The sequence below is a fragment of the Kutzneria sp. NPDC052558 genome (assembly GCF_044547355.1).
GTDB lineage: Bacteria > Actinomycetota > Actinomycetes > Mycobacteriales > Pseudonocardiaceae > Kutzneria.
This window is the reverse complement of sequence record NZ_JBIUAG010000024.1, coordinates 1-24,156: the sequence shown is the minus strand read 5'-3', so window position 1 is coordinate 24,156 and position 24,156 is coordinate 1. Positions and strand designations below refer to the sequence as shown.

26 protein-coding genes and 1 pseudogene are annotated in these 24,156 nt (G+C 69.9%); 17 read left to right on the top strand and 10 right to left on the bottom strand.

Annotated elements, in window-relative coordinates:
• Positions 1-114: 114 nt before the first annotated feature.
• The 5 genes from ACIG5F_RS34095 to ACIG5F_RS34075 all read left to right on the top strand — a co-directional run bounded on the left by ACIG5F_RS34095 (position 115) and on the right by ACIG5F_RS34075 (position 3,844).
• Entirely contained in the window at positions 115-768 is a 654-nt protein-coding gene (locus ACIG5F_RS34095; RefSeq protein ID WP_396524050.1) for a glycosyltransferase family 2 protein, read from the top strand.
• Positions 765-1,436 carry a DUF2064 domain-containing protein gene (locus tag ACIG5F_RS34090; protein WP_396524049.1) on the top strand — a complete coding sequence of 224 codons (672 nt, stop codon included), beginning with the start codon at positions 765-767 and terminating at the stop codon, positions 1,434-1,436. Before ACIG5F_RS34095 ends, ACIG5F_RS34090 begins: the two co-directional genes overlap by 4 nt.
• Positions 1,433-2,053, top strand: a complete 621-nt coding sequence (locus ACIG5F_RS34085) for a methyltransferase domain-containing protein (protein ID WP_396524048.1) — start codon at positions 1,433-1,435, stop codon at positions 2,051-2,053. The genes ACIG5F_RS34090 and ACIG5F_RS34085 overlap by 4 nt, the downstream gene beginning before the upstream one ends.
• 64 nt (positions 2,054-2,117) lie before the next feature.
• A complete protein-coding gene (locus tag ACIG5F_RS34080) occupies positions 2,118-3,362 on the top strand; it encodes a molybdopterin-dependent oxidoreductase (RefSeq protein WP_396524047.1) in 1,245 nt (414 codons plus the stop codon).
• Positions 3,359-3,844, top strand: coding sequence for a hypothetical protein (locus ACIG5F_RS34075; RefSeq protein WP_396524046.1), 486 nt, complete (start codon positions 3,359-3,361; stop codon positions 3,842-3,844). Before ACIG5F_RS34080 ends, ACIG5F_RS34075 begins: the two co-directional genes overlap by 4 nt.
• 269 nt (positions 3,845-4,113) lie before the next feature.
• Here the strand turns inward: ACIG5F_RS34075 and ACIG5F_RS34070 are convergent, their stop codons facing one another.
• From ACIG5F_RS34070 to ACIG5F_RS34055, 4 genes are all read right to left on the bottom strand, one after another.
• On the bottom strand, positions 4,114-5,664 hold the full coding sequence (locus tag ACIG5F_RS34070; RefSeq protein WP_396524045.1) for a trypsin-like peptidase domain-containing protein: 1,551 nt from the start codon (positions 5,662-5,664) through the stop codon (positions 4,114-4,116).
• Positions 5,665-5,734: 70 nt separating this feature from the next.
• Complete coding sequence (gene galT / locus ACIG5F_RS34065) at positions 5,735-6,817, bottom strand: galactose-1-phosphate uridylyltransferase (RefSeq protein WP_396524186.1); 1,083 nt, start codon at positions 6,815-6,817, stop codon at positions 5,735-5,737.
• Between the two features lie 20 nt (positions 6,818-6,837).
• Complete coding sequence (locus ACIG5F_RS34060) at positions 6,838-7,647, bottom strand: DeoR/GlpR family DNA-binding transcription regulator (RefSeq protein ID WP_396524044.1); 810 nt, start codon at positions 7,645-7,647, stop codon at positions 6,838-6,840.
• 1 nt (position 7,648) lies between these two features.
• Positions 7,649-9,640 (bottom strand): beta-galactosidase, encoded by a 1,992-nt coding sequence (locus tag ACIG5F_RS34055; RefSeq protein ID WP_396524043.1) that lies wholly within the window; start codon positions 9,638-9,640, stop codon positions 7,649-7,651.
• A 228-nt stretch (positions 9,641-9,868) separates the two neighbouring features.
• On the opposite strand from ACIG5F_RS34055, the gene ACIG5F_RS34050 reads away from it, so the two are divergent.
• From ACIG5F_RS34050 to ACIG5F_RS34040, 3 genes are read left to right on the top strand one after another with little or no spacing between them, the layout of a single operon-like run.
• Positions 9,869-11,182: an ABC transporter substrate-binding protein gene (locus ACIG5F_RS34050; protein WP_396524042.1), complete on the top strand. Its 1,314-nt coding sequence runs from the start codon at positions 9,869-9,871 to the stop codon at positions 11,180-11,182.
• Between the two features lie 8 nt (positions 11,183-11,190).
• Positions 11,191-12,156, top strand: a complete 966-nt coding sequence (locus ACIG5F_RS34045; protein WP_396524041.1) for a carbohydrate ABC transporter permease — start codon at positions 11,191-11,193, stop codon at positions 12,154-12,156.
• A gap of 25 nt (positions 12,157-12,181) precedes the next feature.
• Complete coding sequence (locus ACIG5F_RS34040; protein WP_396524040.1) at positions 12,182-13,105, top strand: carbohydrate ABC transporter permease; 924 nt, start codon at positions 12,182-12,184, stop codon at positions 13,103-13,105.
• Between the two features lie 117 nt (positions 13,106-13,222).
• Here ACIG5F_RS34040 and ACIG5F_RS34035 read toward each other — a convergent pair whose 3' ends face one another.
• Together ACIG5F_RS34035 and ACIG5F_RS34030 are read right to left on the bottom strand one after the other, a co-directional pair.
• On the bottom strand, positions 13,223-14,602 hold the full coding sequence (locus ACIG5F_RS34035) for an ATP-binding protein (protein ID WP_396524039.1): 1,380 nt from the start codon (positions 14,600-14,602) through the stop codon (positions 13,223-13,225).
• Complete coding sequence (locus ACIG5F_RS34030) at positions 14,599-15,294, bottom strand: response regulator transcription factor (RefSeq protein ID WP_396524038.1); 696 nt, start codon at positions 15,292-15,294, stop codon at positions 14,599-14,601. Before ACIG5F_RS34030 ends, ACIG5F_RS34035 begins: the two co-directional genes overlap by 4 nt.
• A gap of 166 nt (positions 15,295-15,460) precedes the next feature.
• Between ACIG5F_RS34030 and ACIG5F_RS34025 the strand changes: the two genes are divergently transcribed.
• On the top strand, positions 15,461-15,967 hold the full coding sequence (locus tag ACIG5F_RS34025) for a hypothetical protein (protein WP_396524037.1): 507 nt from the start codon (positions 15,461-15,463) through the stop codon (positions 15,965-15,967).
• Here the strand turns inward: ACIG5F_RS34025 and ACIG5F_RS34020 are convergent.
• On the bottom strand, positions 15,897-16,508 hold the full coding sequence (locus ACIG5F_RS34020) for a trimeric intracellular cation channel family protein (protein ID WP_396524036.1): 612 nt from the start codon (positions 16,506-16,508) through the stop codon (positions 15,897-15,899). The genes ACIG5F_RS34025 and ACIG5F_RS34020 overlap by 71 nt on opposite strands.
• Before the next feature lie 83 nt (positions 16,509-16,591).
• On the opposite strand from ACIG5F_RS34020, the gene ACIG5F_RS34015 reads away from it, so the two are divergent.
• The gene (locus ACIG5F_RS34015; protein ID WP_396524035.1) at positions 16,592-17,254 is read left to right on the top strand and encodes a histidine phosphatase family protein; all 663 of its coding nucleotides are present in this window, start codon (positions 16,592-16,594) and stop codon (positions 17,252-17,254) included.
• 392 nt (positions 17,255-17,646) lie between these two features.
• On the opposite strand, the gene rpmF is transcribed toward ACIG5F_RS34015, so the two are convergent.
• The 3 genes and pseudogenes from rpmF to mrf form a co-directional block, all read right to left on the bottom strand.
• On the bottom strand, positions 17,647-17,808 hold the full coding sequence (gene rpmF, locus ACIG5F_RS34010; RefSeq protein WP_396524034.1) for a 50S ribosomal protein L32: 162 nt from the start codon (positions 17,806-17,808) through the stop codon (positions 17,647-17,649).
• A gap of 8 nt (positions 17,809-17,816) precedes the next feature.
• Positions 17,817-18,059: pseudogene (locus ACIG5F_RS34005) on the bottom strand (type B 50S ribosomal protein L31); the annotation flags it as partial.
• Complete coding sequence (gene mrf / locus ACIG5F_RS34000) at positions 18,056-19,165, bottom strand: ribosome hibernation factor-recruiting GTPase MRF (protein WP_396524033.1); 1,110 nt, start codon at positions 19,163-19,165, stop codon at positions 18,056-18,058. The gene mrf and the pseudogene ACIG5F_RS34005, both read right to left, overlap by 4 nt.
• 98 nt (positions 19,166-19,263) lie before the next feature.
• On the opposite strand from mrf, the gene rpmB reads away from it, so the two are divergent.
• From rpmB to ACIG5F_RS33965, 7 genes are all read left to right on the top strand, one after another.
• Entirely contained in the window at positions 19,264-19,485 is a 222-nt protein-coding gene (gene rpmB, locus ACIG5F_RS33995) for a 50S ribosomal protein L28 (RefSeq protein ID WP_396524032.1), read from the top strand.
• 16 nt (positions 19,486-19,501) lie between these two features.
• A complete protein-coding gene (gene rpmG, locus ACIG5F_RS33990; protein ID WP_116177775.1) occupies positions 19,502-19,666 on the top strand; it encodes a 50S ribosomal protein L33 in 165 nt (54 codons plus the stop codon).
• Positions 19,667-19,972, top strand: coding sequence for a 30S ribosomal protein S14 (gene rpsN, locus ACIG5F_RS33985; protein WP_396524031.1), 306 nt, complete (start codon positions 19,667-19,669; stop codon positions 19,970-19,972).
• A gap of 8 nt (positions 19,973-19,980) precedes the next feature.
• Positions 19,981-20,223, top strand: coding sequence for a 30S ribosomal protein S18 (gene rpsR, locus ACIG5F_RS33980; RefSeq protein ID WP_396524030.1), 243 nt, complete (start codon positions 19,981-19,983; stop codon positions 20,221-20,223).
• A 50-nt stretch (positions 20,224-20,273) separates the two neighbouring features.
• The gene (gene bluB, locus ACIG5F_RS33975) at positions 20,274-20,909 is read left to right on the top strand and encodes a 5,6-dimethylbenzimidazole synthase (RefSeq protein WP_396524029.1); all 636 of its coding nucleotides are present in this window, start codon (positions 20,274-20,276) and stop codon (positions 20,907-20,909) included.
• Positions 20,910-21,007: 98 nt separating this feature from the next.
• The gene (locus ACIG5F_RS33970; protein WP_396524028.1) at positions 21,008-22,459 is read left to right on the top strand and encodes a diguanylate cyclase; all 1,452 of its coding nucleotides are present in this window, start codon (positions 21,008-21,010) and stop codon (positions 22,457-22,459) included.
• Between the two features lie 606 nt (positions 22,460-23,065).
• Positions 23,066-24,156: DUF222 domain-containing protein (locus tag ACIG5F_RS33965; protein WP_396524027.1), on the top strand; the 1,091-nt coding region annotated here is incomplete at its 3' end.

Genomic DNA, 24,156 nt, shown 5'->3' with positions numbered 1-24,156 from the left:
ATCGCCAGCCGAAAACGCGATTCGAAAGAACTCCGTAAGACTTGGCGATCCGTCAGGTTTCGGTAAGCACGGAAAGGATTCTGCCGGTTCCGGCCGGCCCTTAACTTCGGCCGGGTGGATATCGTCGATGTGGTGTTGCCGTGCCTGGACGAGGCACTGGCGCTGCCGGCCGTGCTGACCGCGCTGCCGCCGGGTTATCGCGCGATCGTCGTGGACAACGGCTCGTCGGACGGGTCGCCGGAGGTGGCCGCGGCCCACGGTGCGACGGTCGTGCGCGAGTCGCGGCGCGGATACGGCGCGGCCGTGCACACCGGGCTCGAACACGCGACCGCCGACATCGTCTGCTTTCTCGACGCCGACGGCTCGCTGGATCCCCGGCAGCTGCCCGAACTCGTGCGACGGGTCCGGGACGGCGAAGCGGACATGGCCGTGGGGCGGCGAATTCCGCAGGGTCGCGGCAGCTGGCCGTGGCATGCCCGGCTGGGCAATCGGATTCTCGCCGCACTGATGCGCAAGCGGGGCCTGAAGGTGCGCGACATCGCGCCGATGCGGGCCGCCCGCCGGGAACAGCTGCTGCGACTGGGCGTCGAGGATCGCGCCTTCGGTTATCCACTCGAACTGCTTATTCGTGCCGCCGAAGCGAAATGGCGGGTCGTCGAGTCGGACGTCACCTATCGGCCGCGGACAGCCGGCACGAAATCCAAGGTTTCCGGTTCTGTGCGCGGCACTCTGCGGGCCGTGCACGACATGGCGGGGGTGCTGCGATGACCGATCGCGCCTGTGTGCTGGTGGTGGCCAAGGCCCCGGTGCCGGGGCTGGCCAAGACCCGGCTGACGCCGGCGGCGACGCCCGAACAGGCGGCCGAGGTGGCCGCCGCGTCGCTGCTGGACACGCTCGACGCCGTGCTGGCGGTGCCCCGAGTCCGCCGGGTGGTCGCCATGACCGGCGATCTCGCGGCCGCCGCGCGGTCGGCCGAGCTGCGCCGAACCCTGTGCTGGTTCGAGGTGATTCCCCAGCACGGCAACGACTTCGCCGAACGGCTGGTGAACGCGCACTGCGAGGTCGCCGACCTGCCGGTGGTGCAGATCGGCATGGACACGCCCCAGGTGACGCCGTGGCTGCTCGGCGCGGCGATCACCGCGACGGTGGCCGGCGACGCCGCGCTCGGCCTCGCCGAGGACGGTGGCTGGTGGCTTCTGGGCCTGAAGGATCCGTTGCACGCCAGGGCGTTGCAGCACGTGCCGATGTCCCGGCCGGACACCGGCAGCCGCACCCTGGACGCGCTGCACGACCGGGACCTGACCGTCACCCCACTGCCGATTCTGTCCGATGTGGACACGGTCGACGACGCGCGCCGAGTGGCGAAGTCAGTGCCGGGCAGCAGGTTCGCGGCCGCGGTCGCGGCGATCAGCACGGCCGGGCAGCCCATCCCGTGACCACGACGGAGTTCGATCCCGGGCTGCTCGGCGAGCACTGCTGGCTGGAGTGCGCGAACGGGGAGCGAGTGATGTTGCCGGTGACCAGGTGGCGAGACGATCCCGACAGCGCCGACGAGCTGCTGCTGGCCGCGTGCCTCGGGCCGACGCTCGACGTCGGCTGCGGGCCCGGGCGGCTGGTGGACGCGCTGGTCCGCCGGGGTGTGATCGCCCTCGGCGTCGACGTCTCCCCCGTCGCCGTGGAGCTGACCACCGCCCGCGGCGCGCCCGCGTTGTGCCGCAACGTGTTCGACCACATCCCCGGCGAGGGGCGGTGGCGGCACGTCCTGCTGGCCGACGGCAACATCGGCATCGGCGGCGACCCCGTCGCCCTGCTCCGCCGGGTCCGCGAGCTGCTCCGGCCCGGCGGCAGCGTGCTGACCGAGCTTGATCCGCCCGGCACCGGCCTGCGCCGCCAGCAGGTCCGACTGTCCAGTGTGGATGGTCGCGGCGGCTGGTTCGACTGGGCCCGCGTCGGCCCCGACGGCCTCGACCGCACCGCCGCCGACGCCGGCCTGGACATTCGCTGGCTGAACGAAAGGGGCGGCCGATGGTTCGCCGAACTCCGGCGCCCCTGACCGCGCCGGCCGGGCGTTGCTCGGAAAAGCGGAACAGCCGGCCACGACCTGGGCGGAGAGGAACATGAGCGACCAGTCTGAAGAGCCGGGGCAGGTTGCGCTGGCCGAACGGGAAGGCAGCCGGCTCGGCCGGTTGCGGGACCGGGTGATCCCGCCGGACAGCCGGGCCGGGCGGTTGCTGGCGCGGGCGCTGTTGTTGCAGGACAAGGCGTTCGGGCTGCTGCGGTTCACGAGCCGGGTGCACGACGTCAAGGTGACCTCGCGGGTGGGGACATGGCTGGGGATCGCGTTCACGATCTGCTTCGTGACCGGGGTGATCAGCCACTTCATCCAGCATCCGGAGGGATGGTTCTCCTGGCCGAGCCGGCCGGTCAACCTGTACCGGATCACGCAGGGGGCGCACGTCATCTCGGGCGTGGCGGCGATTCCGCTGCTCATCGCCAAGTTGTGGACGGTCTACCCGAAGCTGTTCGAGCGGCCGGCGGTCAGGTCGGTGCTGCACGCGCTGGAGCGGATCTCCATCCTGGTGCTGGCGGGGGCGGCGTTCTTCGAGCTGGCGTCGGGCACGTTCAACGCGGCGCAGAACTACCCGTGGAACTTCTTCTTCACCACGGCCCATTACGCGGTGGCGTGGGTGGCCTTCGGGTCGCTGGTGCTGCACATCGCGGTGAAGCTGCCGCTGATCCGGGAGGGGCTGAGCAAGGAGAAGCGGCGCGAGATCGACGTGGGTCGGCGGGCGTTCCTGCGCACGACCTGGCTGACCAGCGGCGTGGCGGTGCTGGTGTTCGGCGGCAGCACGATTCCGTTCCTGCGCAACGTTTCGGCGTTGTCGGAGCGGTCCAACAACGGCCCACAGGGGCTGCCGGTGAACCGCACGGCCAAGGAGGCCAGCGTGGCCACGGTTGATTCGAGCTGGCGGCTGGAAGTGGTTGGCCCGCAAGGGACAACGACGTTCTCCCGTGAGCAGTTGCAGACGATGCGACAGACCACGGCGGCGCTGCCGATCGCCTGTGTCGAGGGCTGGAGCCAGACCGCCAACTGGACCGGCGTGCCGGTGATGGACCTGCTGGCGGCGGTCGGCGCGCCGGCGGCCTCGTCGGTCAGGGTCAGCTCGCTGGAGAAGGGCGGCCTCTACAACTCGACCACGCTGCCGGGCACGCATACCGCGGATCCGTTGACCCTGCTGGCTTTGCGACTGGAGGGCCAGGTGCTGGACCTCGATCACGGCTATCCGTGCCGGATCATCGCGCCGAGCCGGCCCGGGGTGTTGCAGACCAAGTGGGTCAAGCGGCTGGAGGTGATCACGTGAGGACCATCCGGGCCGTTCTCGGCCTGCTTGGCCTGGCCGCGCTGGCCTGGGGCGCGTGGCTGACGTACCCGATGATCAAGGACGTCTGGACCTGGTTCCTGGCCCCGCCGATCCTCGACGACGCCGTGGTGCTTCCGGTCGCCGGCCTGGCCAGCCTCGCCGTCGCCCGCTGGGCCAGCACCGCGTGGCGCTGGCCCCTGCACTTCGGCATCGCATCCACCGCCGTGATCACCTACCTGGCGATCACCGAGGCCTGGCGCGAGTACGGCTTCCCGCCCAAGCCCGGCCTGCACGACCGCGACTACGTCACCGACACCCTGATCACCCTGGCCGTCCTGTGGGCGGTGGTCCTGCTCGCCGGCCTCCTCCGCACCCGCTCCGCCCGCCTGCGTCAGCGTCATGAAGGGCCCCATCCTGACGTTGAACGTCAGGATGGGGCCCTTCATGACACAAAAAAGCGGGACCAGCTGCTGACCGAGTGAGGGGGGAGTCCCGGCGAGCTTCTGGTCCCGTTGGCCCGACCCGAGGGCGGCGGGTCGGGAGTCTGCTGGCCGCTGGTTGCGGCTGATTCCTGAGTGGACTGGCCGTTCCCGGACCCCGACTTCCGGGAACGGGCCGATCCGTCGCGATCCCTCCCGGACCCGAATGCCGGGAGCGACCCCTTCCGTGGCTCGGCTGCCCCGGACCCCGATTGCCGGGGGTGGCCGATCCGTTGGGTGGAGCCGCTCCCCGAGAGCGGCCCCGCCCAGGTCTAGTTCTGGACGTCGATCGTGTTGCCGGTGAGCGTGGCCTGCACGGTCTTGCCGCTGGACAGGGTCAGCGTCACGGTGTCGCCGGAGGCCTGGGCGTGCACGGCGGCGACGAGGCTGTCGGCGTCGGTGATGACCCGGTCGCCGAGCTTGGTGACCACGTCACCGGCCTTGATGCCGGCCTTGTCGGCGGCGCCGCCCGCGGTGACGTCCTTGATCGTCGCGCCGGTGCCGTTCTGGGTGTCGGTGACCGACACGCCGAGCTGGGCCTGGGTGGCCTTGCCGGTCTGGATGATCTGCTGCGCGGTCCGCTTGGCCTGGTCGATCGGGATGGAGAAGCCGATGCCGACCGAGCCGCCCTGGCTCTGGGCGCTGGAGTTGGGGCTGGAGATGGCCGAGTTCATGCCGATGACCTGGCCCTGCATGTTCACCAGCGGCCCGCCGGAGTTGCCGGGGTTGATCGCGGCGTCGGTCTGGATGGCGTCCAGCACGGTCTGCTGCGATGCGGTCCCGCTCTGCGGCTGCTGCTGTTGCTGCTGGCCGAGCCCGCCGAACGGCCCGCCGAGGCCGCCCTGTCCTTGGCCCTGTCCCTCGTCGAGCTCGTCGCCGACGTTGACCGGCCGGTGCAGCGAGGACACGATGCCGCTGGTCACGGTGCCGGCCAGGTCGAACGGCGAGCCGATGGCCACCACCTGCTGGCCGATCTGGAGGTTGCTGGACGTGCCGAGGGTGGCGGTCGGCAGCCCGGACACGCCCTGGGCCTTGATCACGGCCACGTCGGTCGTGGGGTCCCGGCCGATGATCTTGGCCTGGGCGGTCTTGCCGTTCTGGAAGTCGACCTCGATGGCGCCGCCGCCGATGGCCGAGGCGATCACGTGGTTGTTGGTGATGATCTGGCCGTCGGAGGAGACGATGAAGCCGGAGCCCTCGCCCTCCTGGGTCTTGATCTCCACCACGGTCGGCAGCACCTTGTTGGCCACGTCGGTGACCGAGCCCGGCGCGGCGTTGGCCGCGGTCTGCGCGGGGGTGTTGGCGAACACCGAGTTGTACGCCCCGGCGCCGTTGGCGGCGGCCAGGTAGCCGCCGAGCGCCCCGGCGCCGCCCCCGACCAGCAGCGCCAGCACCGCGACGCCGACCACCAGCTTGGTGCGGGTGGGCTTGCGGGGCGTGGTGTAGACGCCGTGGGGCTGCTCGGCGGTCAGGTTGAGCGGGTTGCCGCCGGGCGGCACCTGGGCGTAGCCCGGCTGCGCGAAGGCGGCGGTCTGCTGGTACTCCGGCTGGGGCCCGCCGACGGGCTGCGGCGCGGCACCCTGCTGCCACGGCAACCCGGTCGGCGGTTCCTGACCCGGCAGGCCCTGCTCCTGCGCGGGTCGCTCCTGGCCCAGCGGGGCCCACGGGCTCCACTCGGGCGTGCCCGGGGCGCCGGCGGCCGGCTGGGCGGCCTGCGGGCTCGCCTCGTGGGTGGCCGCCGGGTCGTGCTGGGTCGCCTGCTCAGCGGGCTGCTCGGGCCGCTCGGGCGTGGGCCCAGCGGCACCCGGGAAGTTCTCCGTCATGGCAGTAACTGTGCCGGGTCTTGCTGAGAGCGACCTGAGACCATCCTTGGGGTGTTGTGAGGAATCGCCCTCAGATCGCCCGCAGACGCTCAGCCACCTGTTCCGGCGCGGTGTCGTTGATCCACACGGCCATGCCCGACTCCGACCCGGCCAGGTACTTGAGCTTGTCCGCGGTGCGCAGCACCGAGAACACCTCCAGGTGCAGCCAGGCCAGGTCGCGCCCGGTGCGCACCGGCGCCTGGTGCCAGGCGGCGATGTAGGGCAGCGGCTTGTTGTAGAGGCCGTCCAGCCGGCGCAGGACCTCCAGGTAGATCACCGCGAAGTCGTCACGCTCCACTTCGGACAACGCGGGCAGATCGGGCACCTGGCGGTGCGGCACCACGTGCACCTCGACCGGCCAACGGGCGGCCGAGGGCACGAAGGCCGTCCAGTGGTCGGATGACGCGACGACCCGGGAGCCGGCGGCCCGCTCGGCCGCGAGCACGTCGCCGAGCACGTGAGTGCCATGCGCGGCAAGGTATTGCCCGGCGACCTCGAGCATGCGCGAGGTCTTCGGGGTGACGAAGGGGTAGCCGTAGATCTGCCCGTGCGGGTGGCTGAGGGTGACGCCGATCTCCTCGCCGCGGTTCTCGAACGGGAAGACCTGCTCCACGCCGGGCAGCTTGGCGAAGGCCTCGGTGCGGTCGGCCCACACGTCGACCACGGTCCGCACCCGGTGCGGGGTCAGCGCGCCGAAGGAGCTGTTGTGGTCGGAGGTGAAGCAGACCACCTCGCACCGGCCCCGGCCGGGCGCCCTTGCCACCATCGGCATTCCGTCCACAGTGGACGGCACGTCCGGCACCGACTCGGCGAACGACGGGAAGCGGTTCTCGAACACCACCACGTCGTAGCTGGACTCGGGCACCTCGGTGGGCCGTCCCGGCGAGCTGGGGCACAGCGGGCACAGGTCGGCCGGCGGCTTGTAGGTGCGGGTCTGCCGGTGCGCGGCGATGCCGACCCACTCGTTGGTCAGCGGGTCGCGGCGGACCTCGCTGTGCGGGGCCTGCTCGGGCAGGTCGCGGGTGTCAACGGCGACGCGCTCGGGGGTGCCCGGGGTGTCGTCGAAGTAGATGATCTCGCGGCCGTCCGCCAACCTCCTGGAGGTGCGCCGGATGCTGCTGGTGGATGCCTCGGTCACGCACCGACTCCCTGTTGTTCCTGTCCCTGCTTCGCCTGTTCGGCCAGGCGGAGCTCGCCCACACTCTCGGTCAGCACCTGCTGGGCCTGCTCGGAAAGGCCGGTGTCGCTGACTAACACGTCGGCCTCGTCGAGGTCGGCGATGGTGGAGATGCCGACCGTGCCCCACTTGGTGCTGTCGGCCACGACGACCACCCGGCCGGCGGCGTCGACCAGCGCGCGGTTGGTCTCGCTCTCGTTGAGGTTCGGCGTGGTGAAGCCGGCCCGCGGGGCCATGCCGTGCACTCCGAGGAAGACCACGTCCAGGTGCAGCGAGCGCAGCGCCTGCACGGCCACCGGCCCGACCAGCGCGTCCGAGGGCGTGCGCACGCCGCCGGTGAGCACCACGGTGCGATCGGTGCGGCCGCGCAGCTGGAGCACGTCGGCCACCCGGATGGAGTTGGTGACCACGGTCAGGTCCGGCACGTCGTCGAGGAAGCGGGCCATCGTCCACGTGGTGGTGCCGGCGGACAGGCCGATCGCGGTGCCGGGGCGGACCAGGTCGGCGGCCAGCCGGGCGATGGCTTCCTTCTCCGGCAGCTGGCGGACCGACTTGGCCTCGAAGCCGGGCTCGTCGGTGCTGCGCCCGCCGACCGTGGTCGCGCCGCCGTAAACCTTTTCAAGCAATCCTCGGCCCGCGAGCACGTCGAGATCGCGCCGGACGGTCATGTCCGAGACCCCGAGCCGGACCACCAGATCGCTGACCTTGACCGCGCCGATCCGCCGGATCTCCTCGAGGATCACCGCCTGCCGCTGCCGTGCGAGCACCTCACACCTCCCGGACCACGGCGACTCCGCCCGCCGGGACCGGCAGACCGCCGGACGTGTCGACACCGGAGATCAGTTCCACGCCTTCCACCGGCAGCACCACGTCCGTGTCGGTGTGGTTGATCGCCACCAGCCAGGATATCCGTTCGCCGCGCCGCCGCACGACCTCCACGCCGGGCGGCGCGGGCACGACCGGCTGCACGCCCGCACCCGCCAGGGCCTCGGCGAACACCGAAACCGCGCTGTCGGGGCTCAACGTGGTGGCCAGATACCAGGCCACGCCGTCGCCGAATTCGTTGCGGGTCACCGCCGGCACCCTCGGCAACGGTCCATCCACATAGGACGACACGACCTCGCATCCGTTGGCGTGCACCAGCTCCGACCAGTTCGACCCGGACAGCCCGCCGGTCAGCCGCACGTTGTCGCCGGCCGGCAGGGGAAAGAACTCCTCCACCCTTAGGCCGAGCAGCTCACGGAAGGCCCCGGGGTAGCCACCCAGCCGCACCCGGGAGTTCTCGTCGGCGATGCCGGAAAACCAGGTCACCACGGCGTGACCGCCGGCGCGCACGTAGTCCTCCAGCCAGCGGGCCTCGTGGTCGGTCACCTGATAGAGCGACGGCACGACCACCAGCCGGTAGCCGGACAGGTCGCCCGACGGCGGCGCCACGTCCACCGTGACCCCGGACCGCCACAGCGCCCGGTACAGGCCCAGGACCGTGCCGTAGTAGTCGAAGTCGGAGGTCGGATGGGCCGGCTGCTCGGCCGCCCAGGCCGACTCGAAGTCGTAGACCAGGGCCACCGGGGCGTCCACAGTGGACCCGACCAGCTCGGCCAGCCGCTGGTACTCCTCGCCCACCTGGGTGACCTCGCGGAACACCTTCGTGTCCTCGCCGGCGTGCGGCAGCATCGCCGAGTGGAAGCGCTCGGCCCCGGACGCGGACTGCCGCCACTGGAAGAACAGCGTGCCGTCGGCGCCGCGGGCCAGGTGGGAGAACGAGTTGCGGCGCAATTCCCCGCCCAGCTTGGCGAAGTTGCGCGGCTGCCAGTTCACCGCCGAGGTGGAGTGCTCCATCAGCAGCCACGGCTCGCCGCGCGACAGCCCGCGCACCAGGTCGGCCGACAGGGCCAGCTCGACGTGCCGCTCCGGGTCGGCGGCCCGCGTGTAGTGGTCGTTGGCGACGAAGTCGACCTCGGCCGCCCAGTGCCAGTAGTTGAGCGCCTTGAACGTCCAGCCGACCATGAAGTTGGTGGTCACCGGCACGTCCGGGGTCACGTCCTTGAGCACGTCCCGCTCGGCGCAGAACTGATCCAGCAACGCGTCGGAGCAAAATCGCGCAAAGTCCAACACCTGCCCGGGATTCTGGTACGTCGGCGTGACCCGCGGCGGCAGCACCTGCTCCCACGCGGAGTAGTGCTGGCTCCAGAAGTCGGTGCCCCAGGCCCGGTTCAGGCCGTCGAGGTCGTAGCGGGCGCGCAGCCAGTCCCGGAAGACCTCGGCGCAGCGGTCGCAGTAGCAGCGCGACACGTGGCAGCCGTACTCGTTGTTGACGTGCCAGGCGGCCAGCGCCGGATGTTCGCCGTAGCGCAGCGCGATCTTCTCGGTCAGCGCGACGGCCCGGTCGCGGTAGACCGGCGAGGTCGGGCAGTACTCCTGCCGGGAACCGTGGGACAGCCGCACGCCGTCGGCCCGCACCGGCAGCATGTCCGGGTTGGCCGCGGTCAGCCACGGCGGCGGGGAGGCGGTCGCGTTGGCCAGGCAGACCCGGATGCCGCCCTCGTGCAGCTGGTCGAGCACCTGGTCCAGCCAGCCGAAGTCGAACCGGTTGTCGGCCACCTCCAGCCGGGCCCAGGCGAAGATGCCGACGCTGACCAGGTTCACCCCGGCGCGCTTCATCAGCTCCACGTCCTGGGTCCAGACGTGCTCGGGCCACTGCTCGGGGTTGTAGTCACCACCCCAGCAGGGACCCCGCAGTCCGGTCGGCCATCCGGTCACGGCCGCAAGCGTGGACTACACACACACCAAACGTCAACACAGTCAAACAGGCTACGACTTGATAACTGTTATCCCCGTCACCCGGGTGAACCCCCTGAGCGGACCGTTCTCACTGGTCTACAGGGAGCAACCAGGTCGAACTGGGTCTTGACATCTCTTGTGACGGGTACAACATTGTGCGCAACTTTGTTTGACTCCGTTGGTTCACACTCGACACGGGAGGGCCCGATGGCGCGCCCCAGACCAGGCCAACTGCCCACACTCGACCGGCGGTCGGTGCTCAAGGTGCTGCTCGCGGGCGCCGGTCTCGCGGCCGTGCCCGGCCTCGCCGCGTGCGGCTCCGGCGGCTCGGCGGCCTCGGACCCGAACACGATCACGTTCGGGTCCAACGGCTCCGACGCCAAGCCCAAGCAGGCCTACCAGGCCGTGCTGGACGCGTTCGCCAAGCAGTCCGGCGGCCTCACGGTCAAGCCGAACGTGCAGGACCACAACGCGTTCCAGCAGAACATCAACAGCTACCTGCAGGGCACGCCGGACGACGTGTTCACCTGGTTCGCCGGCTACCGGATGCAGTTCTTCGCCAACAAGGGCCTGCTGCACCCGATCGACGACGTCTGGGACAAGATCGGCGGCAACTTCTCGCAGGCCGTCAAGGACCTGTCGAAGTCCACCGACGGGCACTACTACTTCGTGCCGATCTACAACTACCCGTGGGGCGTCTTCTACCGGAAGAGCCTGTTCGCCGAGAAGGGCTACGAGGTCCCCAAGACCTTCGACGACCTGATCAACCTGGCCAAGAAGATGCAGGGCGACGGCCTGTCGCCGTTCGTGCAGGGCTTCGGCGGCGGCGAGAGCTGGATGCTGCTGGGCACGTTCGACTACCTGAACATGCGCACCAACGGCTACCAGTTCCACATGGACCTCATGCACGGCAAGGAGTCCTGGTCCGACGCCAAGGTCAAGTCGGTGATGGACTCCTGGAAGCGGATTCTGCCGTACTACACCCCGGGCGCCTCCAGCAAGAAGTGGGAGGACGCCTCGGCGGCGCTGGTCAACAAGACCGGCGGCATGATGGTGATCGGCATGTTCGTGGGCCAGTCCTTCACCAGCCAGGCCGACCAGGACGACCTGGACTTCTTCGCCTTCCCGGAGATCAACTCCCAGTACGGCACCACCGCCGTCGAGGCGCCGATGGACGGCTTCCTGCTGTCGAAGAACCCGAAGAACCTGGACGGCTCCAAGAAGCTGCTGGAGTTCCTGGGCGGCGCGGCGGCCGAGGACACCTACCTGTCCATCGACTCGTCCAACCTCGCGGTCAACGACAAGGCCGACACCAGCAAGTACGGGGCGCTGCAGAAGAAGGCGGTGCAGTTCATCGCCGACGCCAAGGACCTGTCCCAGTTCGCCGACCGGGACAGCGACCCGGGCTTCATCCAGAACGTCGTCGAGCCGGCGTTCGCGCAGTTCGTGCAGAGCCCGAACACCTCAGACTCGCTGCTCACCCAGATCCAGTCGCAGAAGTCGCAGTACTTCCAGTCCTGAAGGTGGCCATGACCGTCATCACCGACGCGGCCGAGAACGTCGCGGGAGCCGGGGTCTCCGGCTCCCGCCGCGTTCGCCGGCTGACCGGACAGGACAAGATCGTGCTCGGCCTGATGGTCGGCATCCCCACCCTGCTGCACGTGGCGCTGGTGTGGGTGCCGACCCTCGTGTCGGTGCTGCTGTCGTTCTCCAGCTGGGACGGCATCGGCGGGCTGGCCACGATCAAGTTCGTCGGCGTGCAGAACTACGTCACGATGTTCACGGTGTCGCCGACCTTCTGGCCGGCCGTGCAGCACAACGTGATCTGGCTGGTGTTCTTCGTGCTGCTGCCGACCCCGTTCGGCGTGTTCCTGGCCTACCAGCTGGACAAGAGCATCCGGTTCACCCGCTTCTACCAGACCGCGATCTTCCTGCCGGTGGTCATCTCGGCGGCGGTGACCGGGTTCATCTGGCAGACCATCTACGACCCGGACAACGGCCTGGTCAACAGCATCCTGGGCACCAACAAGCCCGGCACGTCCTACATCGAGTGGCTGGGCGACTCGCACCTGAACCTGTGGGCGGTGCTGATCGCCGCCAGCTGGAAGCAGGCCGCGTACATCATGATCCTGTACCTGGCCGGGCTGAAGGGCTTCGACCCGTCGCTGCGCGAGGCGGCGGCGCTGGACGGGGCCAGCGAGTGGCAGTCGTTCACCCGGGTGACGTTCCCGGCGCTCAAGCCGATCAACATCATCATCCTGGTGGTGACGATCATCGAGTCGCTGCGCGCGTTCGACCTGGTGTACGTGGTCGCCGGCAGCAACGGCACCAAGCCCGGCCTGGAGCTGCTGTCCATCCTGATCGCCAACAACATCCTCGGCGAGTCCAGCCTGGTCGGCTACGGCTCGGCGCTGGCGGTGGTGCTGCTGGTGATCTCGCTGGTGCCGATCGTGTCGTACGTGTTCCAGACGTTCCGGAAGGACCAGCAGGCATGACCGCCTTTTCCGTGGCGGCGGCGTCGTGACCGCCGTCGCAGAAGTCCCGGCCACGACGGCGCCCCGGCCGGCCGCGAAGCCGCGGCGCAAGCCGGTGCGGCCCGCGCGGGTCGTGCTGCACGTGTTCCTGACCGTGACCGCGCTGGTGTGGCTGGTTCCGTTCGTGTGGGCCGTCTACACCTCGCTGCGCACGTTCGCCGACACCTCGCAGCACGGCTACTTCTCCCTGGCCTCCGCGCTGACGTTCGAGAACTACGAGAACGCGTGGGAGCAGGCGGGGCTGCCGCACTACTTCCTCAACTCGGTGATCATCACCCTGCCGGCCGTGCTGGTGACGCTGCTGTTCTCCGCGTCGGTGGCGTTTTTCGTGTCCCGCTTCAACTTCAAGGTCAACCTGTTCCTGCTGATGCTGTTCACCGCCGGCAACCTGCTGCCGCCCCAGGTGATCATCACGCCGCTGTTCCGGATGTACCTGCTCATCCCGCTGCCGGACTGGCTGTCGGGCGGCTCCGGGCTGATGTACAACTCGTTCCTCGGCGTGATCCTGATCCACGTGGCGTTCCAGAGCGGGTTCTGCACGTTCGTGCTCAGCAACTACATGAAGACCATTCCGCACGAGCTCACCGAGGCGGCGCTGGTCGACGGGGCGTCGGTGTTCCGGCAGTTCTGGCAGATCATCCTGCCGCTGTGCCGGCCCGCCTTCGCCGCGCTGGCCACGCTGCTGACCATCTGGATCTACAACGACTTCTTCTGGGGCCTGGTGCTGTTCCAGACCGGGGCCGACCGGCCGATCACCTCGGCCATCGCCAGCCTCCAGGGGCAGTACTTCAGCAACCAGAACCTGATCGCGGCCGGCGCGCTGCTCACCGCGATCCCGACCCTGCTGATCTACCTGGCGTTGCAGAAGCAGTTCGTCAGCGGCCTCACCCTCGGCGCCAACAAGGGCTGAGCCCCCGACGCCGGTCGGGTCGGGTTCTCACTGTGGCGGCGGGACAACCCGCCCCGACCGGTTCTTCCCGCTGACAAGGCGAAGCCCCGGCCGCACCGGCCGGGGCTTCGTCGTTTGCTATGCGGGGCTTGGCCTTCCGGGCAGGCGCAGCGTCATCAGGGCGCCGCCCTCGGGGGCGCGGCCGGCGTAGGCCTTGCCACCGTGGCGTTCCGCGGCCTGGGCGACGATCGCCAGCCCCAGGCCCGAGCCGGGCAGCGTGCGGGCCTCCGAGGACCGGTAGAACCGCTCGAACACGTGCGGCAGGTCGGCCTCGGCGATGCCCGGGCCGCTGTCGGCGATCTCGATCAGCATCGTGCCGTCGCCGACCGGCTTCATCTCCAGCCGGACCACGCCGTCGGCCGGCGTGAACTTGACCGCGTTGTCGAGCAGGTTGAGCACCGCCCGCTCCAGCGCGTGGGCCTCGCCCAGTAAATACCAGGGCTGCACGGTGACCAGGAACTGCTGGCCGACCGCCCGGCGGCGGGCCCGGTCCAGCGCCCGCTCCACCAGCTCGACCATGTCCACCGGCTCGTGCACGGCCTGCGGCGCGTCCTCACGGGCCAGCTCGACCAGGTCCCCGATCAGCGTGGTCATCTCGGCGATCTGGGCCTGCACGTCGTCGTAGATCTCCTGCCGGTCCTCGGCCGACAGCGTGGGCGCGCCCGGTTTCTCCGAGGCCAGCAGCAGCTCCAGGTTGGTGCGCAACGAGGTCAGCGGGGTACGCAGCTCGTGGCCGGCGTCGCCGACCAGCCGTCGCTGCCGTTCCTGCGACTCGGCCAGGGCCCCCAGCATCGTGTTGAAACTGGTGGTGAGCAGGGAGAGTTCGTCGTCACCGGTCACCGGGATCGGCCGCAGGTCGCCGGTCGCGGTGACGTGGTCGGTCGCCTGCCGCAGCCGGGTCACCGGCCGCAGGCCGCCCTGGGCCACCGCCGTGCCGGCCAGCGCGGCCACCAGCACGCCGCCGATGCCGACGAACACCAGCACCAGAGCCAACTTCTGCAACAGGTCCTCGGTCGGCTTGAGCGACTGCGAAGCCACCAGAACCTGGCCGGTGGCGTAGGTGCAGGCCATCACCACGGTGTGCGTGGTGTTGTCGGTGCGCGGGTCGGTGCAGGTGCCAGGATCGCTGTTGATCAGGTTCCGCTCGACGGCCGAGATCTTCGGCGGCTGCCGCCCGACCTCGGGCTTCATGCCGTCCGGGCCGATCTCGGCGAAGGTCAGGTCGGGCGGGCCGACCAGCGTCAGGGTCCGGTACTGCCCGCTGCCCAGGGCCGACGCGGTGGCCTTGGTGTTGTACTCCACCGACGACGACACCTGGGCGTACAGGTTGGTGCTGACCACGACGAAGGCGCCGACCGAGGCCAGCGCCACCGCACCGGCCACGCAGGCCGCCGTGAGCAAGATCACCCGCGAGCGCAGCGAGACGTTGCGCCGGCCCTCGGCGTGAAGCACCGTCACGGAGGGGTCTCCCTGAGCACGTAGCCAACGCCGCGCACCGTGTGCAGCAGCCGCGGCTCGCCGTCGGCCTCGGTCTTTCGCCGCAAGTAACCGACGTAGACCTCCAGTGCGTTCCCGGAGGTCGGGAAGTCGTAGCCCCATACGTCCTCCAGGATCCGGCCCCTGGTGAGGACCTGCTTGGGGTGGGCGAGGAACAGTTCGAGCAGGCTGAACTCGGTGCGGGTCAGGCTGATGGGCCGCTCGCCGCGGCGCACCTCGCGGGTGCCCGGGTCCAGCTCCAGGTCGGAGAAGCGCATCGTCGCCGCCGGGGAGCCGGCCGCCGCCTCGTCGGCGACCGCGCGCCGCAGCAGCGCCCGCAGCCGGGCCAGCAGCTCCTCCAGCGCGAACGGCTTGGGCAGGTAGTCGTCGGCCCCCGCGTCCAGGCCGGCCACCCGGTCCGACACCGCGTCACGCGCGGTGAGCACCAGGATCGGCAGGTCGTCGCCGGTGCCGCGCAGCCGCCGGCACACCTCCAGTCCGTCCAGCCGGGGCATCATGACGTCCAGAACCATCGCGTCGGGACGCTGCGCGGTGACGGCCTCCAGCGCCTGCTGGCCGTCGCCGGCCAACTCGACCTGGTAGCCGTTGAACTGCAGCGAGCGACGGAGCGACTCGCGCACGGCCCGGTCGTCGTCCACTACGAGGATGCGCATGAACGAAGTGTTACCTGCGGGCCTGAGAGGTGCCTGAGAGGGGGCCAAGGACAGACACAATTTCACCGACCGGGTGAGGGGTCGTCCGGCCACCCTGCGTAACCGAACATGAGCCACTCACGTGCGGCTTGACCTCCACTTAAGTCCAGGTTCCACCATGGCGGCCATGGACCTGCCCGACATCGCCCGCCCCGACGCGGCGGGCATCGTGATCCACACCTGGCGCACCGACGACCAGCTGCGCGCGGCCGACGCGGCCCTGAAGACCTGGCGCTCCCGGCCGTGGCCGGCCGACTGCCTGAGCCGCACCGTGCTGCTCGGCCTGGACGGCCGCCTGGTGCTGCACTACGAGCAGTGGAGCAGCACCCAGCTCGGCTACCGGCTCGTGCATTCGGAACCGGCCGACGGACCCTCGGACGAGGTGCTGGTCGTCTCGTTCGGCGTGAGCAAGGTGGCCCAGCAGCGTCGACTGGTCGATGTGATGCTGCCTCACGTCACGCCCGGAACCTTCCTGCACGCCAGCACCGACGGCGGCAGCGTGGTCGCGTGGACCACTCGGGACACGTGGTCGCACCTCGACGAGCTGCCGTGGGTCGAGCGGCTCAGTTCTCAGCGGTTCCGCCCGCACGCGGCACTGGCGCATTCCAGTGTCGCCACAGCGCGGTCAGCCTGATCGCCACCACCAGCGCCGAGCCGATCACCGTGCCCCACAGGTCCGGCAGGCCCAGCCAGGCGGTCACCGCCACCACCACCGAGCCGGCCAGCGCCGCCACCGCGTAGATCTCCTTGCGCAGCACCATCGGGATCTCCCGCAGCAGGACGTCCCGGATCGCGCCGCCGCCGATGCCCACCGTCATGCCGATCAGGCAGGCCGTGTAGGCCGGCACCTGGTGTTGCAGCGCCGTTGTCGTGCCGGCCGTGACGAACACCCCCAGGCCGACGGCGTCGGCCAGCAGCACCGCCCGGCGCAGGCGGGCCACCTGGGGATGGAAGAAGAACACCACCAGGCCGGTCGCCGCCGCCGTGAGCAGGTAGGGCCAGCTACGCAGCGTGGTCGGCGGGTGGATGCCGAGCAACACGTCCCGGATGATGCCGCCGCCCAGCGCCGTCGTCAGACCCAGCACCACCACGCCGAACACGTCCAGCTTGGCCCGCACCGCGGCGAGCGCGCCGGAGGCGGCGAAGGCGACTAGACCGATCAGCTCAATGACCACGGTTGCGCAGCGTAGAGGGCCCGGCGAACTACTATCGGTAGAGACCGGATGGTCCGGTTGGAGCGCACCCGACAATGGGGAACATGCGGATCATCCTGGTACGGCACGGGGAGAGCCTCGGCAACGTCGACGAGCTGGCGTACTGCCGGATCCCCGACCACGCGCTGCCGTTGACGCTGCACGGCGAGCAGCAGGCCGCCGACACCGCGCCGGCCATCCGGGCGCTGCTCGCGCCCGGGCCCGTCGCCGCCTATGTCAGCCCGTACCTGCGCACCAGACAGACGCTGGAGCTGCTCGGCGTCCGGGACCTGACCGAACGGACCGTCGCCGAGCCCCGGCTGCGGGAGCAGGACTGGGGCAACCTCCAGGACCCCGTCGAGCAGGAGGTGCAGAAGCGGCTGCGGCACGAGTTCGGGCACTTCTTCTACCGGCTGCCCCACGGCGAGTCCGGGGCCGACGTCGACGACCGCGTCGCCAGCTTCCTGGCCGAGCTGGAGGTGCGCATGCTCCAGCAGGCCAGCCATCCGCACACCGTGCTCGTCGTCTCCCACGGGCTGGCCATGCGGCTGCTGTGCCGGCGGCTGTTCTCGTGGAGCATCGAGCTGTTCGAGTCCCTGTCCAATCCCGGGCACTGCGAATACCGGGTGCTGGAGCGGGACGCCGACGGCGAGTGGACCATCGACCGGCCGTTCGGCCAGTGGCGGCAGTCCCCCGACGGCACCACTCAGAAGACCTCAGTGCGCTGAGTCCATCCCTTGGCCAGCCCCATCCCTTGGCCAGCAAGGGATCGGCATCGTCGGTCAACCGGTCGCGGCAGTTTCCCGTACGCGCCTGTTGGCCAGTGCCCGAGCAAGCCCCGGGCACGCCCGTCGCCGACGCCGAGCCCGTGAGAAGCAGCCTTGGACGCGTCTGTCGGCCGTGCCGAGCAGCCCCCGAATCAAGCCTAGACCTCGAAGCTGGCAGGCCCGGAAAACCTTGGCGACAAGCCAAAACCCCGCCCTGCCAGCTTCATCTGGTTGGATTGATTCGGGGGCTGCTCAGTTCCAGTCACAGCGGACTGTTCGGCCCCGACGCTGAGTGGCCGAGTCCGGCGCCGGCGTTCAACCCGGTCTCGGTTCGAGCATGGCGCCGGGCCTGCTCAGCCCAGCAAACCCCTTTGGTACGCCGGAATCAGGTGCCTCGGCACCAGGAGCCGCCGGCCGTTCACCACGATCGGCACCAGCTCCGGCGCGACCGCCTTCCACTGGGCCCGGCGGTGCCGGGTGTTGCTGCGCGAGGTCTTGCGCTTGGGCACAGCCATAAGCGGGTCCTCTTTCCGTAGCGGCGGTTGAACTTCTCGACCCGGCCGGCGGTGTCGACGAGGCGCTGGGCCCCGGTCCAGAAGGGGTGCGAGTCGGCGGTGATATCGACGACCAGCAGCGGATAGGTGTTGCCGTCGCTCCACTCGACGGTCCGGTCGGACGTGGCGGTGGAGCGGGTCAGGAACGAGGTCCCCGTGCTGGAGTCCTGGAACACCACGGGGTGGTAGTCGGGGTGGATGCCCTTTTTCATCGCAGTTCGTCCTCACGGTCGGTGAACAGGAACGAGTCGCGGTAGCCGTCCCAGGCGGACAGCCCGGCGGCGAGTTCGGCGTCGGTGACGAGCGCTTCCCGCAGTGCGGCGGTGATCTCGGCGTGGTCGGCGCCGTCGGTGAGCACGACGATCTCGTTGCCACGGTCGCCGTAGTACGGATCCCAGCCGAGCGCGGCCATGGCCCGGCGGTCCTCGTCGACGCCGTCCCAGTCGTCGACGGCGGCCAGCCACGGCCCGGCGTGCCCGATCTGGAGCCCGCCGCCGGCCGACTCGAGCCACAACGCGATGTCGGGCCGGCTGGCCAGCCAGAACCGGCCCCGGGTGCGCACGACGCCGTCGAGCAGCACGTCGATGTTGGCGTGGAACCGATCCGGATGGAACGGTCGCCGCTCGCTGAACAGCAGCAGCTCGAAGCCGTCCTCGCGGTGCAGCGGCGGCTCGCCCCGCAACAACGGCCCGTGGGCGTTGTCCGGACGTCCGCGCCGGGCGTTGGCCGGGAGTCGGGTCAGCCAGTCGACCCCGCCGAGCGGCGCCAGCAGCGCGGCCGGGGCCAGGCGCCGGAAAGCGGCGTCGAGCCGCCCGGGCGGGCCGGTGAGCACGAGCACGTCGGCGAACTCGGCCTGGCCGATGGCGACCTGGGCGAGGGTGCGCTCGTCGTCGGCGCTCCCGCCGAGTCCGCGTTCGTGCATGGTGTCGTCGCTGGTGGCCTGGGCGAGCCAGTGCTCGTGATCGACGGCGGTGACCACGGCCTGCACTCGCGAGCGGTCCAACGCCCAGCACACCGGTTCCGGTTCCATGCGCGGATCGAGGTGCAGCACGATCCGGCCGACGTCGGCCCGCTCGGAGAGCCGGGCGACCAGCGGCAGCAGGTCCTCGCGCAGCGTGCACGACACGCAGCCGTGCCCCAGTTCGAGCACGGTCCAGGCGTCCTCGCCGCGGTGTCGCAGCCGCCGCCGCACCACGCCCTCGGTCACCCGGCTCAGGTCGTGGTGCACGACGGCGGTGTCGCCGCCGGCCAGTTCGTCGGCCACCTGCTCGGCCGCCGTCGCCGCCAGGCCGCCGACCAGCACGATCGGTACGGACACGACCCCTCCTATCGAGAACGATTTCCATCTACGGCGTTGGCCACGCTACCCTGCCGAGGGAATTTTTGAAAACGAATGTCGTTACAAGGAGGTGTGGCATGGCCAAGCGCTGCCAGGTGACCGGCAGCGGCCCCGGCTACGGCAAGCAGGTGTCGCACTCGCACCGGCGGACCTCCCGCCGATGGGAGCCGAATCTCCAGCGCCGCCGCTACTGGGTGCCGTCCCAGCGGCGCTGGGTGACGCTGCGACTGTCCGCCAAGGCGATCAAGACCATCGACCGCAAGGGGATCGACGCGGTCCTGGCCGGAATGGGTTCCTGACCCGGAAGGAGTCGACATGGCTCGCAACGAGGTTCGACCGATCGTGAAGCTGCGTTCCACGGCGGGCACCGGCTTCACCTACGTCACGCGCAAGAACCGCCGCAACGACCCGGACCGCCTGGTGCTGCGCAAGTTCGACCCGGTGGCCCGCAAGCACGTCGACTTCCGCGAGGAGCGCTGAATGGCGAAGAAGTCCAAGATCGCCAAGGACGCGCGGCGCCGGGAGATCGTGGCCCGCTACGCGCAGCGCCGGGCCGAGCTCAAGCTCGTCGTCTCCAACCCGGCGGCGAGCCCGGCCGAGCGCGAGGCCGCCGCGCTCGGCCTACAGAAGCTGCCCCGCGACGCCAGCCCCACGCGGCTGCGCAACCGTGACGCCGTGGACGGACGTCCCCGCGGCTTCTTCCGCAAGTTCGGGCTGTCCCGGCTACGGCTGCGCGAGGCCGCGCACCGCGGCGAGCTGCCCGGCGTGAGCAAGTCGAGTTGGTGAGGACACCCATGCCCAGGACCGACCGCCGCCCACCCCGGCGCAAGGTGAACCTGCTGCGCCGTGAAGGCGTGACCCGAGTGGACTGGAAGGACGTGACCCTGCTGCGGAAGTTCATCTCCGACCGCGGCAAGATCCGCTCCCGCCGGGTGACCGGGCTCACCCCGCAGCAGCAGCGCGAGGTGGCCACCGCCATCAAGAACGCGCGCGAAATGGCCCTGTTGCCCTATCCGGGACCCTCGCAACGCGGATAAACGTCACATGCGCTTCCTGCTTGACCGTTGCTGTCAAGTAGGAAGCGCATGTGCATCCTCTCTACGACGTCCTGTACCGCCGCCGCGACACCCGGCGCGAGTTCACCGGCGAGCCGATCGACCCCGCCGTGCTGGAGCGGGTGCTGCGGGCCGCGCACGCGGCGCCGAGCGTCGGGCTGTCCCAGCCGTGGGACTTCGTGCTCGTGTCGGACGAACACGTGCGCCGGGAGTTCCGTGATCACGTGCTCACCGAGCGCAAGATCTTCGACGCGTCGCTGGATCCCGAGCGCGCCGCCGTGTTCGAGCGGATCAAGATCGAGGGCGTGCTGGAGTCCAGTCTCGGCGTCGTCGTCTGCTATGACCCGGACCGCGGCTCGCCGGCCGTGCTCGGCCGGCACGCCATCGCCGACGCCGGCCTGTACTCGGTGTGCCTGGCCATCCAGAACCTCTGGCTCGCGGCCACCGCCGAGGGCCTGGGCGTGGGCTGGGTGAGCTTCTACCGTGAGGACTTCCTGCGCCGCCTGCTGGGCATCCCGGCCGGTGTGCGCCCGGTGGCGTGGCTGTGTCTGGGCGGCGTGCGCGACCTGCCCGATGTTCCCGATCTGGAGCGACACGGGTGGCGGGAACGGTTGCCACTCGATGACGTTGTCCACCATGAGCGGTACGGTCAACGGCCAGGCCGGTAGCCTGGCCCGAGTCGAACCGCATCGAAGAAGCAGGGGACGTAGAGGACCCAGTGGAGCAGGACGATTCGCTCGCAGGGGGACAGCTCCCACAGCAGGACATGCGTGTGCGCCTGCTGATCAATGCTGGCCGCCTGGCCGAGGCGAACACCCTGTTCGAGCAGGCCGTCTCCCATGGACCGACCGGGGCCGACCGCTGGGGCCGCTCCTATCTGCTGGTGTACCGGGCGACGCTCGCGTGGCGGCTGCGCCGCATCCCGCTGGCGCTGGAGCTGGCGGCCGAGGGTTGGACCGAAATGGACTCCGAGCGGCCGTCGGGCGAGCTCGCTTCCCGTGCCCTCGGCCAGCTCGGCTGGCTGCTCGAGGGCATCGGCCACCGGCGGGCCGCATTGGACATCACGCGGCTGGCGCTGCACGTCGCCCGGGAATCCGGCGACAAGTCGGCGCTCGCCCAGTGCCTGCAACGGCTCGGCGGCACCCTGAACTTCCGTGCCATCGACGGCAGTCCCGTCAACGCGCACGAGATCTTCGGCGAGGCCCGGCAGCACCTCAGCGAGGGGTTGACCGTGGTCGGGCCGGAGGACCCCAGCTACTGGGCGCTGCGCGGGGCCTATTCGCGCTCGCTGGCCGGCACCGGCGACCTGGAGCTGGCCGCCCGGCACGCCACCGAGGTGTTGGCGTACGGGCAGGAGGCCACCGATCTGTGGTCCGTGGCCGTCGGGAACTGGGTGCTCGGCTGCGTGCACAGTGGTCTGGGCGAGTTCGTTCAGGCCCGGACGATGGCCAGCCGGGCCGTCGCCGCCGCCGACAAGATCAACGACAACTCCTTGCTGCTGCGGTTCTCCCTGGACCTGGCCGACATCTGCGCCGCCATGGACGACGAGGTCGGCGAGGCCGCCGCGCTGCGGTGCAGCCTGACCGCGAGCCGCATCGCCACCGAGACCCTGCAAGAGGGGCTCGGCCAGGCGCTCGAGCAGCGGCGGCTGGCCGTGCAGGCGCAGAAGTTGGCCATGGCCGCCCAGGAGGCCGCCGCCCGTGATCCGCTGACCGGCCTGGCCAATCGTCTCGGCCTGGAGCGCAGCGCCCAGCAACTGTTGGAGGGCACCGCTTCCAAGGGCAAAGTGCCGTGGCTGGTGTTAGTGGACGTCGACTGGTTCAAGGACGTCAACGACGACGCCGGGCACGCCGCCGGCGACGCCGCGCTGCGCGAGATCGCCCGGCTGCTGCGCCGGGAGTGCCGCAGCGACGACCTGGTCGCCCGCTGGGCCGGTGACGAGTTCGTCGTCCTGCTCGGCGACGCCGGCCCCAGCGCCGACGTCGGCCCCGCTGTCGCCGAACGCATCCGCGCCGCCGTCGACCAGCACGACTGGCGCATCGTCCTCGGCACCGCCCGCCGCCCCACCGTCTCCATCGGCGTCGCCGGCGGCCCCGCCAAGCTCGACCAGCTCTTCGCCGCCGCCGACATCGCCCTCTACCGCGCCAAACGCCAGGGGCGCAACCGTGTCGAGGTCCACGAGACCATGGCCCGCCTGGGCGAGCTCTCAGAAAGCTGACCCTCCACTTGCAACTTGCATCGGGCACGTAGCGGACGATTATCCACAGCTGGCGGCCGTTTTGCGCTCTGTCCACAGGCGACCGGCCGTAGAGATCAACTTCCCTGGACGCCGAATAGACTGGCAGCGGGGGAAGCCCCCTGGGTTGGGCGGGCAACTGGGTTGGGCGGGCAACTGGGTTGGGCGGGCAACTGGGCTGGGTCAGGGGGCCGGCGGAGTCCGGGTGTGCCGTGCTGGTTGGTGGGTGTGGTTGTGCTTCGGGTGCCCGCGCCGCGCGGTTGCCGGGGCGTGGGATTTGCATTGAGAGGCCGGGGGCCGCTGTCTGACTAGGGGATGGGCCTTTTTGGTTAGCGACTCCGGGTGGATTTTGCGCGGAGACCTCTGGGCGATGGCGTATCAAGGCGCTATCGGGCAGGCTCCGCCTGCCTCGATACGCAAGAAGCTTATGCCATCGCCCCCCTCCGCGCAAAATCCACCCTCCGGAGCGTGGAGGTGTAGATGATGGTCGCCGTGGTGCTTTGGGTGGGGTCGTCGCGATTATGCATGAAACACAGGTTCACTCGTTAGTGGTTCGATCTGGATCTTCAATAGGGGTATTCTTGGGGTATGGATGAAATCACCCGAGAGCTGGAGTCTGCTGAGCCTTCGGGAGCGATGCTGGACCTGCTCCTTGGCGCGGATCTCTCCACTCTGACCGCTGAGCAACAAGTCACGGCGTTCGTCATAGCCCGCAAGATCACGGCGGTTGCCGACCATGCTCGGCTGTGCATTCTCCGCAGCTTCGACGATCTGGCCGAGATGTCCATGGCCACCCACGAGTCCGAACAGTCCCTGTTCCGCCAGCAAGAACGCGCCGAAGTCCTAGACCGGCTGCCGCGCCTGTGTGAGCAGCTGCGACGCGGCGAGATCGACCTACGCCGGGTGGAGACCGTGGACGAGCGGGTGATCCACCTCGACCCCGCCACGATCCCCCAGATCGAAGACCAACTGGTCGAGGTCGCCGCTGAGCTCACCCGCACCCAACTCGCGCGCCGGACCACCAAGCTGGTCGCCGAGGCCGACCCGCTCGGCTACGAGCAGCGCCGGCAGAAGGCCCGTGACAAGGAACGGCGGATCGAGTTCTACCCGCTGCCCAACGGCATGGCCGAGCTGCGGATCCGGATGTCGGCGATCGACGCCCGGCAGTGTTACGACATCGCCACCGCCGACGCCCGCGCGTTGTGCAAGGACTGCCGCACCACCGACCAGAAGCGGGTGGACGCGTTCCTGGACCGGTTCCTGGGCTACGGCATCGACCGCAAAGTCCAGGTCCACGTCACCCTCTCGATGGAGACCCTCATGGGCTTGACCGAGGACCCGGGCCTGCTCGACGGCTACGGCCCGATCAGCGCCGACTCCGCCCGCGAGCTCGCCATGCTCGGCCCCTGGCGCGGGGTCCTGTTGGACGAGTATCAGCGGGCCGCCGCGATGGCCACCCACCTCTACAAGCCCCCAGCCCGGTGTCGCGAGTTCACCAAACTCCGTGACGGCGGCACCTGCTGCGCCCCCGGCTGCGTCAACCCCATCCAGGAAATCGACCACACCATCCCCTGGCCCCAGGGAAAGACGAACCCGGACCAGCTCAAGGGCTACTGCCAACACCACCACCACCTCAAGCACGGCAACCACACCGTCACCCTCGACGACGACGGCACCCT